This window comes from Arthrobacter sp. 05L428 (genome assembly GCF_056397665.1).
Genome location: NZ_JBFTNW010000014.1, coordinates 1 through 13,204 on the forward strand (window position 1 = coordinate 1; position 13,204 = coordinate 13,204).

Consider the following 13,204-nt stretch of genomic DNA (forward strand, 5'->3'; position numbering starts at 1 on the left):
CCCGGTAACAACATCCCTCCGCAAAAGCCGMTACATCCGGACAACGCGAGGGGCCCTCACTTCGAAGATGGTCGCGCGCCCGCGCCGTTCAACGTTAGGGACCCAGCGCTCCACGGCGCCCTAGTAGGTTGCGGAGCCCCGGGCGGCATACCCGGGGGCCGTTTCGGATACTTTCGGGAGGGCCTCGACATCCACTGCGAAGCATGCTTAGCTTTGGGCTTCAACGAGTTTCACTCTCGCGCACAGACCGACAGGGTGCAGTTCCAACGCAGCCCCTCCGTCTGAAATTCTTCGCCCTCCCAGCACTTTTAGGCGGGCCTCACAGAACCCTTGTTCCCCGTTTGCCCGACCGGCCACGCCAGGCGTTTCGGTGGCTCAGTGCCGCCTGCCGGCGTCCCCTCTCAACGTTTTGAGATGCCTCAATCGTTGCTCCTGCTTGGCCCAATGGGCATGGGATAGAGAAAAGAGCGAACAATGAAGGCAGTAATTTACAAAGGACCGAACGACGTCAGCGTCGAGGAGATCCCCGACGCCAAAATTGAGCACCCCGCCGACGTGCTGGTGCGCATCACCTCCGCGAACATTTGCGGATCGGACCTGCACATGTACGAAGGGCGCACCAGCTTCGAAACTGGACGCTCCTTCGGGCATGAAAACCTCGGTGAGGTGGTGGAAATCGGCCCTGCCGTGAGCAAAGTAAAAGTCGGCGAGCGGGTGGTGCTGCCGTTCAACATCGCCTGCGGATTCTGTAAAAACTGCGAACGGGGCTTTACCAACTACTGCCTGACCATGCAGCCCGAGCCTAAGCTCGCCGGCGCGGCTTACGGGTTCGCGGACATGGGCCCGTACCAAGGCGGACAGGCCGAATACCTGCGCGTTCCATACGGGGACTTCAACTGCCTCCGCCTGGGCGAGGATGCGGTGGAGAAGGAACTTGACTACGTCATGGTCGCGGACATTTTCCCCACCGGCTGGCATGCCACGGAAATGGCCGGGGTCTACCCCGGAGACTCCGTTGTCATCTACGGTGCTGGTCCGGTTGGGCTGATGGCCGCCTACTCAGCCATTATCAAAGGAGCCGGCAAAGTCATGGTGGTGGACCGCCACAGCGACCGCCTTAAGCTGGCGGAACAAATCGGCGCCATCCCTGTGGATGATTCGCAAGTGGACCCCGTCGAATTCGTAAAGGACCAGACCATGGGGTTCGGGGCAGACCGCGGTTGCGAATGCGTCGGCTATCAGGCGCACGATCCGGAAGGAAATGAACATCCCAACATGACCCTGAACCGGCTCGTGGACTCCGTGCGATTCGTCGGAGGCCTCGGTGTGGTTGGGGTCTTCCTGCCCCAGGACCCGGGAGGCCCCGACAAACTGGAGCAGCACGGGCAGGTGGCCTTCGATTACGGAAACTTCTGGTTCAGAGGTCAAACGATGGGCTCAGGCCAGTGCCCGGTCAAGAAGTACAACAGGGCCTTGCGCGACCTCATCGCCGGCGGAAAGGCCAGCCCCTCCTTCATCGTAAGTCACGAGCTGACGCTGGATCAGGCGCCCGAGGCCTACAAGAACTTCGACAACCGTGAAAACGGCTGGACAAAAGTCGTTCTCCATCCGGCCGGAACCTGACAAGACCGGGGAGAACGAACGTCCATGTCGAAACGCGCTAGTCACAGGAGGTGGTACTGATGCGTGCAATGGTTTATCGCGGACCGTACAAAGTTCGCGTCGAAGAAAAAGACATTCCGAAGATCGAGCACCCCAACGACGCCATCGTACGGGTCACCAGGGGCGCCATCTGCGGCTCCGATCTGCACCTCTACCACGGCATGATGCCGGATACGAGGGTGGGGATGACGTTTGGGCACGAGTTCGTGGGCACGGTGCATGAGGTCGGATCCTCCGTGCAGAACCTGACGGTAGGCGACCGGGTGATGGTGCCGTTCAACATCTACTGCGGCTCCTGCTACTTCTGCTCCCGCGGCCTCTATTCCAACTGCCACAACGTAAACCCCAATGCGACGGCGGTGGGCGGCATCTACGGCTATTCCCACACCTGCGGAGGTTACGACGGCGGCCAGGCCGAATTCGTCCGCGTCCCCTTCGCGGACGTGGGACCTTCGAAAGTCCCGGACTGGATGGACGAGGAGGACGCGGTCCTCCTCACCGATGCGCTCCCGACGGGCTATTTCGGCGCGCAGCTGGGTGACATCGTGGAAGGCGACACCGTGGTGGTATTCGGCGCCGGGCCAGTGGGGCTGTTTGCCGCCAAGTCCTCCTGGCTGATGGGCGCCGGCCGGGTGATCGTGATCGACCACCTGGAGTACCGCTTGGAGAAGGCCCGCACGTTTGCGCACGCCGAAACGTACAACTTCGCCGAGTACGAAGACATTGTTGTGCACTTGAAGAAGGAGACCGACTATCTGGGGGCCGACGTCGTCATAGACGCCGTCGGGGCAGAGGCGGATGGCAACTTCCTCCAGCACGTGACCAGCAGCAAGCTAAAACTGCAAGGCGGCTCCCCCGTCGCCCTGAACTGGGCAATCGACTCGGTACGCAAGGGTGGCACCGTATCCGTCGCGGGGGCGTACGGGCCCATCTTCAGCGCCGTGAAGTTCGGCGACGCCATGAATAAGGGCCTCACCCTGCGGATGAACCAATGCCCCGTCAAACGGCAGTGGCCCCGCCTGTTCGAGCACATCCAAAACGGGTACCTGAAACCCAGCGACCTCGTCACCCACCGCATTCCGCTGGAACACATCGCCGAGGGCTACCACATGTTCTCCGCCAAGCTGGACAACATCATCAAACCGCTTGTTGTCGCCGCACCATCCTGAAGGGAAAGCCCACCGTGACTGAGATAGCCACACCATATGTCTCCGACAGACGCACGCCCAGGACGGCCTCGGAAGAACTGCGGACACAGATCCCTGGATGGGGCGCCGACCTCGACCCGGCCGACCGGCCCTCCTACCCTCGTGAGCAACCCGGCACCGAAACCGGCGCCCACTGGGACTTCCCCGAACGCCAACCCGAGAAATACCCCAGGGAGCGTTCCGTCGAACACGCCTTCCTACCCCCCGTGTTCGGCACATCAACACCCCCCGCCGGGGCCTCCGGCGCCATCCGAAGACACGCCTACAAATACAGCGAAGGCCGGGCGGCGCACTGGTTGCTGCTAATCGCGGCCGACCGGGTAGACGCTTGGGAACACCATCTGAAGTCCTTCGCCACCCTCCATCCCGACAACCCCATCACTGAAACCGGAGTGGCCGCCGAGTTCCGTCAGGGCGGCCTTAGCTCCAGATTCGGGCAAAAACGCGCGGATACAAACCATCAATGGATTGACCCGATCATCGTCGGCGGCCCCTGGGTGCTGGCTGGGGCCGGGGTCGCAGTCGTCCTCAAAGCCCTCAAAGCTCTCAAAGCTCTCAAAGCTCTCAAAGCTCTCGGAAAGCATCGCGCAACCTGACGAAAACCTTGGCGCCGCGGCTGCGGAGGGCCACGGGTAGCAGCACTCTGCGCGTCTCGACTCCTGCCCGCGGTGACCTACGCCCAGTGGGCGCCGCGGGTAGGAGTCCACGTGCCGGGCACTGCCCGCCAGTGCTGCCCGCATGAAGGGCAGCGGCTCCCGCCCGAGGACGCGGGACACATAAGGATCCCGAACGCCTCGCCAGCGTCGCTATCACCGCGAAAGTCACGCTCGGACGCACCCGGCGGCAACCAAGGCCACCGCATACTCCGCTCTGAACCAAACAGCGGATCATCAGCCCGTCACGGTCAATTTAGTTTGGAGGCAGCTTCTGCAATGTCGCATATTGATCGCAAGGCTCTTGTTTCAGCCATCATCGGCCTCGTTATCGCACTCGTTCCGGTGCTGCTCGGTGCTCCCGAACTCGCGCCCTTGATCGGATGGGCTGTCGCCGGGTGCGTCTTCCTGGCTTGGGCGTGGACTAAAGCCTGGCCCGCTGGTCCGGAGGCGACGGGGGAACTCGCCCGTCATGAAGACCGATCTCGACGGGTCGTTGACTCCCTCATCATCGCCTCGACGTTCGTCAGTCTCGTTGCGGTCGTCTTTGCACTGATCCGCAGCCAACAGAAGGATTTCATCGGCGTGGCCGCCGCGATCCTTGCAGCTCTCGGGGTGGCGCTCGCCTGGGCTCTCGTCAACACTGTCTACGCCTTCAAGTATGCCCGTATGTACTACCACGACGACCGCCATCGGTTCCGTTTCAACCAGGAAGAGGAACCGTCATACAGCGACTTCGCCTACGCAGCATTCTCAACCGGCATGTCGTACAACGCGAGCAACGTGAACGAGTCATCCACTCCCTCCCGAAGGATCGCTCTGGGTCACGCTCTGCTCTCCTACTTCTTCGGCACCTTCGTTGTCGCGGTGGCGATCAACCTTGTCGTCAGTCTCGGCCAATCCAGCTGACTAGAACACGGCGTGGGTGTCGTCCCCACAACCGCTGCCCCGATCCCCCTCCCCATTTAGACAGGTAGGGGCCGGCCCGGATATTGGGGAACGGCCATTGGACAGCATCACGGCCGATCCCGCCGCAAACTACTCGATTGATGCCATGGCCGCCATGACGAATCTCAGCGCCAGTAGTCTCACCCGGCGATTTCAGGAGGCAACCAACACCACTCCTAGTCGGTACGTTGAAATGGTACGTATCGAGGCCGCTCAGGCAATGCTCCAGAGAGGAGCCACTGTCTCGGCGGCTGCGGCCGCCAGCGGATTCGGAAGTGCCGAAACGATGAGGCGCGTCTTCACGCAGAAGATCGGAATGAGTCCATCGCTGTATCTGGAAAGTCTCCTGTCACAGCCCTGATACTTCCCAGCCTCACCGCCTGCTCAGTCGCAGGCTGACGCCATCTGGGGGCTGGTTGACAGGATTCGCGGGTCCGCCGACGCGCTCCCTCGGCAATGCTGGATGCATCCGGTGAAATCCGGAGCATCCATAAAAGAGGAGACGGTCATGCCCTTCGTAAACGTCAAGCTCGTCGACGGCGTCTTCACGGAAGACGAAAAGCACCGGATGGCGGCTGCGCTAACTGACGTCATGGTCAAGTTTGAAGGATCCGAAGCTTTCCGCGAGGTGGTCTGGGTCCTCATAGAGGAACTGCACACCGACGGCTGGCACATCGGCGGTCTGCCCTTCAGGGGACCGGCCAGCCTGATGGATGGACTCGCCCGTTCCAAGAGCGTTTATGAGTCTATTGACGGCCACCCGGTTACCCGGCCGGAACTGGCAGAGAAAGCACCGGTTCAAGAAAAGTAACCCCAATTTGGTACGTCATCCATGACGCCCCAATCCCCGTTCGGTGCACAGCGCGACTCCGGGCCCATTGAAGGGGACAGCGGAATTGACCCAATCCTTCCGAACCCGGACTGTGCTCAGGAAACTCCCGTACGAACACCAAATACAGGAAGGCAATCACCTCACTCCGACCGGAGTGGCGATGACGCTGCGAGAACGTTAGTTCTCAGCCTCGAGACAAGGATCAGAAACATGGGCTACATCAAAGTCGGCACCGAGAACAGCACGGACATCGAGCTCTACTACGAGGACCACGGGACGGGCCAGCCAGTTGTCCTTATCCACGGCTACCCGTTGGATGGTGGCTCCTGGGAAAAGCAGACAGCGGCCCTCTTGAATGGCGGCTACCGCGTCATCACATACGACCGCCGGGGGTTCGGCAAATCCAGCAAACCGACTACAGGCTACGATTACGACACCTTCGCAGCCGACCTGAAGGCCGTCCTCGAAACCTTGGACCTTCAGGAGGCCGTCCTGGTCGGTTTCTCGATGGGCACAGGCGAAGTCGGACGGTATATCGGCACCTACGGTCAGGCCCGCGTGGCCAAGGCAGCGTTCCTTGCCTCTCTCGAACCGTTCCTTCTGCAGACCGAAGACAACCCTGGCGGCGTTCCGTCGTCGGTGTTCGACGGCATCCGCAACGCCGCCAGTGACGATCGCTACGCATGGTTCGCCGACTTCTACGACAACTTCTTCAATACCGACAAATTCCTTGGAAACCGGCTCAGCGAGGAAGCGCTGCGCAACGCCTGGAACGTCGCCGCCGGCTCGTCCTGGTACGCGTCCTTCGCCGTCGTCGACTCGTGGCTGACGGACTTCCGCTCAGACGTCGAGAAGATCACCGTCCCGACCCTAATCGTGCACGGAACGCAGGACCGCATCCTGCCGATCGACTCGACGGGCCGTGAGTTCACCAAACGCCTGCCGGCCGCCGAATACGTGGAACTCGTAGATGCACCGCACGGCATGCTCTGGACGCACGCCACCAGTATCAACGAAATCCTGCTCCGCTTCCTGGCCAAGTAACCGCCCGGGCTGGCCTCGGCGCAGGCCTCCCTGCCAACTGAACCTTCTACGGCTCATCACAGCCTCACACCCTTGAACCCTTGAACCCTTGAAAGCAGAGCAGAAGATGGACAAATTCCTGAGTGAGCACGAAGCCACCCGATGGATGAATCGATACGTACAAGCGTGGAGGACAAACCGCGTCGACGCTACAGCCGGCGTCTATGCCCCGGACGCCGAATTCCACGAACGGCCGTACGAGACTGATTGGCATGGTCTGGATGAAATCATCGCGGGATGGAAACTGAGGGCGGGATGGAAGGGAACCGATTGCTGGACCTTCGACTGGAAGCTCCTGCACCTTACGGGAGACACCTTCGCTGCCCAGGGTACGGGAACCTATCCGGCCCTTGGAACCTTTGACAACCTCTGGGTGGTCACTCTCAACGAGCACGGGGCAGCAACGGCGCACTGGCAGTGGAACAACCAGGTTGCACCTCCTGCCGGTGCGCCCGACCTAGGTCTGGCTCAATGATCCAGGCCGTTACATCCTCCGCCCAGACACACAACTCCTGTCCCGTCCCTCCTCCAACCCGAAAGGAAAACGACAATGACACCCGCAATCCCTAGGACGCTGGTCCTTCTGGATCACCCCGATCTCAGCCGGTCCCGCGTGAATCACGCTCTGGCCGCCGCATTGGAGGATGCGCCCGGTCTTGCGGTACGTGACCTGCGCCGCCTGTACCCGGACGGCCGGATCAACCTCGGTGCTGAAAGGGCTGAGGTGGAAGCGGCGGACAACATCGTTCTGCAATACCCGACACACTGGTACGCCCCGCCCGCCTTCATCAAAAACTGGCTGGATGAGGTGCTGGTCCGCGGCTGGGCCTACGGCACCGGGGCGCCGGGGGCCCTTGCCGGTAAGACACTGCGCGTCGCCACCAGCACAGGAGGGACCAGGGACGCCTACTCCCCCGACGGCTTCCACGGATGGGACTTCACCGACATCCTCATCCCTCTGCAAGCCACGGCCCGTCGGCTCGGAATGCAATGGCTCAGTCCCTTTGTCCTGCACGGGGTGCGTGACCTGACGGAAGAGCAGCTGCAGGACCTCGCCCGGGACTACCGCCGCCTGCTAGAGGCAAGCTCCGTGCCCGAGCACGTGTCATGACATAGGCGCCCGCCGGCCGGAGTATGGTCCGGAGCCGGCGGGCGCCCATCACTCTGGTCGGCAGGGTGTATTCCGGCTGGGCGGTTCAGCCGACCGCGCCGCCGGGGGTCGCAGGCCTGGTGGGAGATACCTTTTTGATTCCCTTGGCCTCTGTGCCGGGCGATGCACACAGCGGCTTCTACGCCGAGTTTGTCACGAAGTCCCCGAAGGCTGGCCGTTCCACCGTCTTCGTCCAGGACGCACCGGGACGCACCGGTACAGCAGCTTCCAGGAGCGGCCCCCACCGGGGAGCTTAGAGACGTCCCGCCGCCACAGGAAAGGACTGCTGCCGACGGCGACAGGGGCTAGCGGACAACCTCGGCGGCACGGACTGCCGCAGATCCGCTGGCCGCCGCCCTGGCGATCAAGTGTGCGGCAAACGGCAGGCCTCTGGCGCCGGCCCGTGCGTAGTCGTCGATGGCGGTGACGTCCTGACCGAGGCTTGTCATGGCCGCGGCGAAGATGTCCATGTCGATGATCTGCAGGTCCTTGAGATGGTCGGCGTTGGTGGTGGTAACGGCACCGGTGAGCGCCTCGAGGGCGAAGCTGCGACCGGTTCCGGAGAGCAGTAGGTCCGTTAGCGCGCCGAGGTCGAGGTCCAGATTGTTCGCCAGAGCGAGGATGTCCTGGACGTTTTTCTGGTTCATCATCAGCAGGGCGTTGTTAATAAGTTTCCCTGTCTGCCCCGACCCGGCGGCGCCCATATGGGAGACCTTCCCGGAGAACGCTTCAAGGACGGGACGGGCCGTGGTCAGAGCCTGGCTGGGGCCGCCGACGATAGTCGTCAGCTGACGTGCTTCGGCTCCAGGCCGGCCACCACTGACCGGTGCATCCAGGACGAGGACCCCTGTGTCGGCGGCCCGCTCGGCCATGGCGGCGGCATACCAGGGAAGTCCGGTGCCGTGGTTGATGAGAATGGTGCCCGGCCGCATGCTTCCGAGCAGGCCGCCCGACGTGAGGACCTCCTCGATGTCGGAGTCCTCGCGAAGGCACAATCCGACCACGTCAGTGGCCATGCCGAGCGCGGCGAGGGTTTCGTGCCGGACGAAGGGGAGGCCGTCGAGAGCGGTCAAGGATGCCTCGCGACGGACCCAGACGTTCAGTTCGAAGCCAGCCTCGGCGATGGCCCGTGCCATGGGGGCTCCTTGGTCTCCGAGGCCGACCCAGCCGACGCTCAGTTCGGAGGCAGTGCCCGAGGTGATCGCTGGTGTGGTCGGTGTTGCGTCGGGTGAGGCGGCGCTGCCGGTCATGTCATTGTCTTTCTCTGTGGAGGAGTTGATGGCTTTCACGCAGTCTTCCGGGCCAGTAGTTCGGTCGAGAGATCCCAGAGGCGTTCTGCGTTGGCCGGATCGAGTGCGTAGGGTGCCACTCCGGTGTAATCGGGGCCTCGGTGGTCCACGGTGCGGGCCTCATTGACGTCCTCAAAGTAGCGTCCGCCGATGCCCTCAAGCTCCGCAGAAGTCGCCACATACAGTGTGGTCGCCGCACCCTGCTGGGGAGTTTTCTGACGTTCGACGGGAGTCCGCAACCCTCCGGTATGGCGCTGGAGCTTGGTGGCGATAGCCCCGGGCATGACGGCGTTGCAGGTGATTCCGTCCTCGGCCCAGCGCGCGGTCACGCCCACGGCGAACAGGGCTGAGGCGGTCTTGGACTGCCCGTAAGCGACAAATGCGTCATAGGAGACGAAGTTGAAATGCGGGTCATCGAACATGACCGGGGAGAACAAGTGTCCACTGGAGCTCAGGGACACGATACGGGCGTTCCCCGCCTCGGCGAGGGCGCCATGCAGTGCCTGGGCGAGGGCGAAGTGGCCCAGATAGTTCGTGGCGAACTGCATTTCCCAGCCCTCCGGTGTGCGCTCGAGTTCGGGCAGGGCCATGATTCCGGCGTTGTTGACCAGCACGTGCAGCGGGCCGGTCCACTCGTCGGCGAATGCGGTGATGGTGGACAGGTCAGCCAGGTCCATCCGGCCGAGGAAGATGTTGTTGTTGCCAGTTGACTCGCGCAATTCCTGGGCTACCGGCGTCGCGGCCTCGACGTTGCGTACCGCCAGGGTTACCTCGGCGCCGATGTTGGCGAACGCGCGGGCTGTTTCGATTCCGATGCCGGAGGCGCCACCGGTGACGATGACGCGCTTTCCGGTGAAGTCGATGCCCTCGGTGACGTCGGAGGTGGTGGAGCTGAATCCGAAACCGGTGGTGATTCTTGCCATGGGGTTGGTCTTCTTTCGGCAGGGCGGGAAGTTTTTTCATAAGAGCCGCCCGGCGTCCTTCGGATGCAAGCCTGAAGGAGCGCGGGGTCTGGGCAGCTCTGGAATTCAGTGTGCTCCCGCCGGAATCGGGCAGCCAGAACCCTGCGATTCATATGAATGCCGGGGCCACCCTCGGGGGTAATTCAGGGCCGACGAGCGTGGAGGGGTCAGGTCATGTCCGGGAGCGTCCGGGCCAGACACTCCAGTGCCCGTTCGGAGGCACTGCCGGGCTCGGCGTGGTGAATGACGAGGAGGTGACCGTCCGTTCCGGGTACGGCCAGTTTTTCGTGGAAGAGCTCAAGTTCGCCCACCACTGGGTGATGCAGCAGACGCTTGCCCGACACCTTGGGGCGGACATCGTGGCGCCCCCAAAGCTGGAGGAAGTAGGCGCTGCGCTCCGATAGCTCGGTGACCAGCGCCTCGAGTTGCGGGTCGTTGATACGCTCCCCCACAGCTGCGCGGAGTCCCGCGGTCGCGTCCTCCATGACGTGTTCCCAGTCCTCGTAGAGCTCCCGTTCGGCGGGGTCCAGGAAGGCTGCCCGCAGCACGTTCGTGCCCGGTTGGTTCCTCGGGGAGAGGGCAACGGCCAGCGGATTGGCGGCGAGGACGTTCATGAAGCGGTCCTGGACAAAGGCCGGAACGTGGGCCATCGTGACCAGCAAATACGACAAGCCTTCCGCCACCCCGGCCGACGCGGGACTGGCCACGGCCTGCGGGACCGGTTGCGCGAGCCGGTGCAGATGGACGGTAGCGGGCGGGTCCAGACGCAGGGCGCGTGCGAGAGCGTCCAGTATTTGCGGGGACGGGTGGTGGTCTTTGCCCTGCTCCAGGCGCACGTAGTAATCGACGCTGATGCCTGCCAGGCCTGCAACCTCTTCACGGCGAAGACCCGGAACCCGGCGCCGCCCGTAGCTGCGCAGTCCGACGTCTTCCGGCCGGATGAGCTTACGGCGGGCCTGCAGGTACTCTCCGAAAGCGACGTTCTTTGCCACGGACCTAATCTACGCCCGGCCGCTCATCAAACGCGGCACGACCGAATTTTCATAGAAGAACTGTCCATTGCCTTAATGGTCCTTTATCGGGAGTCCAGAATGGTGGGAGGCGCTCAAGTGCCTCGGAATTCTTTGCCCAACTCATGGCCCAGTCTCACTTCCGGAAGTCACCGAATACGCGGGCTTCGCCTCTCGGGCTCCGCCAGCGGACAAAGGATGTCGATTTATCCGATCTTCCCCGCTCCCGTTTGCCGGCCATGTCCCAATTCCAGGCCTCGCGTGCACAGAACACGAGGTTCTGTCGGTAATTGCCCGCCCTTCCTCCCATCCAGCCATGGCCGCCTAAGCGCCCGGCACCCACTCGTTGTCTAGGGCCGTGGCTGGGGCATGCTGCCACTGCATCGGCGCGCCTGTGGAGTGCAAGGCGTTTCGAAAGTTCACTACTTCCAGACAACGTCGCTACTTCCAGACTCTGTAACTCTGTCGGAGGCGTCGAGAGCTATGAGTTGTCTGCCTAAGCTGACGGAGGATCCATCCGGCCGCTGGTGGGTATGTCATGGATCCAGCAGACCTGCGGCTTGGATCGGCCGCCCACGGGCGCTCTGAGTCCAGGAGTGGGACTGTCCAGCAACGGCAAGCTGCACGGATTCAGTTCAAGTAGTCGGCGATGATTTCATGAAACCAGCGCAACGCGCGGGACCGTGGAGCCGTGCCGTTCCAGTACAGCGACACGTCGCATGACGGAACATTAAAATTACAACCGTCTGCCCGCAGCGAAGAAACGGGGCCAAGATCCATGCGGCGGACCCACCTGCTGGCACCGACCGCCAATTCCGGCCCAAATCACCGGTTATTCCGGTTGTCCATCGCACCCACTCTTGACGGTTCCGTCCCTACAATTAACTGTCGGCCTCCACGGCATTCACGTCGCGGGGGCGGCCAAATAAGGAGAACTACCATGGGTTTGGGTGACAAGATCCACAACGCCGCCGAGAAACTCCACGGCAAGGGCAAAGCAGCCGCCGGCGATGCCACCGGCAACGACCGGCTGAAGGCCGAGGGCAAGGGCGAGCAATTCAAAGCGGACCTGAAGCAGGCCGGCGAAAAAATCAAGGATGCCTTCAAGAAACACTAAGACACGCAGCCAAGAGGCAGAGGTGCGGTCCGGACGGACCGCACCTCCGCCTCTGCCTCTGCCTCTGCCTGGCAGCAGAAAAGATCAAGCGGCCGCTCCCGAAGCTTTTTTCAAGTCCCAACATCTGTGACTGATAAGTTTCGGTTGACAGGGCATCGGGCTTCATGTGCAGGTCCCGGTCCCCGTGGACTAATTCCTCAAAAACTGGGATAGCGCAGCCGCGCGCTTTGCTGCCTCCAAACCGTTGCTGCACTTCAGGCAGAGGCGGGTTCCGGTGGCACCGGAAACAGGGCTCGGCTGCCCACAACCGGGGACAATTCTCGAAGGGTATCCACCGCTACGGCGGCCAGGGAGCTACCCGGACGGCTCACCAATTCAGCCGTGGATAACCCGAATTGACCCCAGCATGGACAGATGAGGAGTTAGTCGGGAGTCACCGCTGGGGGATCTACCGTCTTTCCTAACGCTGGTTCGTCTTCAATGAGCGAAAGCTCCTTTAGAGCAGGGTATGGGTCGTGTCTCTACTCGCTCGACGTTAAAGGGCGTCCCATAGTTTCGATCGTCGTTCGGGTTGGGGTGTCTCATTTACGGTTCTAGGCCAATACGGGGCGGCCACTGCCGCTCCGGTGACTTCGGCTGCCAATACAAAAGTGGCCGCGAGCCCCCAGACAGCGGCGACGGCACCTGCGGCCGTCGCGCCGAGCGCCTGCCCCAGGACGAGGGCAACAAACAGCAGCGAGGTACCCGTTGCATACGACCAAAGTCGCGTTTCTGCTTGAGGCCCGAACAGCCTCACGGCGTAGGAAGTGAACCGCGGTTTATACCCGCTTAACCGCATGAGTGAACGGAAATTCCTCAAAGGCTCTCCGTACCGCTTCCCACGATCAAGTCCCGCATCAAGGTTGGTTTGCAGAACCTCAGGCCCCAGCTGGAACCCGCATAACTGAGCCGGAGGACACCCCCATTGCGTTGGTAACGGATTGGTGTCGGTTCGGTGGGGACCCATCCGGGAGGGCGGGTGTTGCCGAAGTACTCCTGACAGACCAAGCCGGACCCGCAGGAAAGTGTCAGCCCGTACCAGGGCGGCGGGGACGGGACACCCATTGAGCCATTTCCAAGGAGCACTCCCATGCGTACATCTATCAAGACTTTCCTCGGCGTTGCCGCTGCCGGTTCGCTCATGTTTTCCCTGGCTGCCTGCAGCCCGGCGAACAACGCTTCCTCCGCTCCGGCCACCTCGGCGTCTTCCTCGGCTGCGGCTGAAAAGCCCGAGCCGCTCGCCTCGATCCC

General features: G+C 62.4%; 13 protein-coding genes. 10 read left to right on the plus strand and 3 right to left on the minus strand.

Translation table 11 applies throughout. From position 1 onward, the window contains the following. Positions 1-474: 474 nt before the first annotated feature. The 9 genes from AC1DH3_RS16520 (at position 475) to AC1DH3_RS16560 (ending at position 7,497) form a co-directional block, all read left to right on the plus strand. Positions 475-1,623, plus strand: a complete 1,149-nt coding sequence (locus tag AC1DH3_RS16520; protein WP_476909798.1) for a glutathione-independent formaldehyde dehydrogenase — start codon at positions 475-477, stop codon at positions 1,621-1,623. A 59-nt stretch (positions 1,624-1,682) separates the two neighbouring features. After that, positions 1,683-2,831, plus strand: coding sequence for a zinc-dependent alcohol dehydrogenase (locus AC1DH3_RS16525; protein WP_476909799.1), 1,149 nt, complete (start codon positions 1,683-1,685; stop codon positions 2,829-2,831). Between the two features lie 14 nt (positions 2,832-2,845). Beyond that, the gene (locus AC1DH3_RS16530) at positions 2,846-3,466 is read left to right on the plus strand and encodes a hypothetical protein (protein WP_476909800.1); all 621 of its coding nucleotides are present in this window, start codon (positions 2,846-2,848) and stop codon (positions 3,464-3,466) included. Between the two features lie 336 nt (positions 3,467-3,802). Beyond that, positions 3,803-4,432, plus strand: coding sequence for a DUF1345 domain-containing protein (locus AC1DH3_RS16535; protein ID WP_476909801.1), 630 nt, complete (start codon positions 3,803-3,805; stop codon positions 4,430-4,432). A 97-nt stretch (positions 4,433-4,529) separates the two neighbouring features. After that, entirely contained in the window at positions 4,530-4,832 is a 303-nt protein-coding gene (locus tag AC1DH3_RS16540) for a helix-turn-helix domain-containing protein (protein WP_476909802.1), read from the plus strand. 147 nt (positions 4,833-4,979) lie between these two features. Continuing rightward, positions 4,980-5,282, plus strand: coding sequence for a tautomerase family protein (locus tag AC1DH3_RS16545; protein ID WP_476892656.1), 303 nt, complete (start codon positions 4,980-4,982; stop codon positions 5,280-5,282). A 231-nt stretch (positions 5,283-5,513) separates the two neighbouring features. Then, complete coding sequence (locus AC1DH3_RS16550) at positions 5,514-6,347, plus strand: alpha/beta fold hydrolase (RefSeq protein WP_476892657.1); 834 nt, start codon at positions 5,514-5,516, stop codon at positions 6,345-6,347. A gap of 88 nt (positions 6,348-6,435) precedes the next feature. After that, the gene (locus AC1DH3_RS16555) at positions 6,436-6,861 is read left to right on the plus strand and encodes a nuclear transport factor 2 family protein (RefSeq protein ID WP_476892658.1); all 426 of its coding nucleotides are present in this window, start codon (positions 6,436-6,438) and stop codon (positions 6,859-6,861) included. Positions 6,862-6,936: 75 nt separating this feature from the next. After that, entirely contained in the window at positions 6,937-7,497 is a 561-nt protein-coding gene (locus AC1DH3_RS16560; protein WP_476892659.1) for an NAD(P)H-dependent oxidoreductase, read from the plus strand. A 344-nt stretch (positions 7,498-7,841) separates the two neighbouring features. Here the strand turns inward: AC1DH3_RS16560 and AC1DH3_RS16565 are convergent, their stop codons facing one another. The 3 genes from AC1DH3_RS16565 to AC1DH3_RS16575 form a co-directional block, all read right to left on the minus strand. Further along, the gene (locus tag AC1DH3_RS16565) at positions 7,842-8,825 is read right to left on the minus strand and encodes an NAD(P)-dependent oxidoreductase (RefSeq protein ID WP_476909803.1); all 984 of its coding nucleotides are present in this window, start codon (positions 8,823-8,825) and stop codon (positions 7,842-7,844) included. After that, entirely contained in the window at positions 8,822-9,748 is a 927-nt protein-coding gene (locus tag AC1DH3_RS16570; RefSeq protein ID WP_476909804.1) for an SDR family NAD(P)-dependent oxidoreductase, read from the minus strand. The genes AC1DH3_RS16565 and AC1DH3_RS16570 overlap by 4 nt, the downstream gene beginning before the upstream one ends. 206 nt (positions 9,749-9,954) lie before the next feature. Continuing rightward, complete coding sequence (locus AC1DH3_RS16575; protein WP_476909805.1) at positions 9,955-10,779, minus strand: helix-turn-helix domain-containing protein; 825 nt, start codon at positions 10,777-10,779, stop codon at positions 9,955-9,957. A gap of 958 nt (positions 10,780-11,737) precedes the next feature. Here AC1DH3_RS16575 and AC1DH3_RS16580 point away from each other — a divergent pair. Further along, positions 11,738-11,914: a CsbD family protein gene (locus tag AC1DH3_RS16580; RefSeq protein ID WP_476892663.1), complete on the plus strand. Its 177-nt coding sequence runs from the start codon at positions 11,738-11,740 to the stop codon at positions 11,912-11,914. Positions 11,915-13,204: the final 1,290 nt, after the last annotated feature.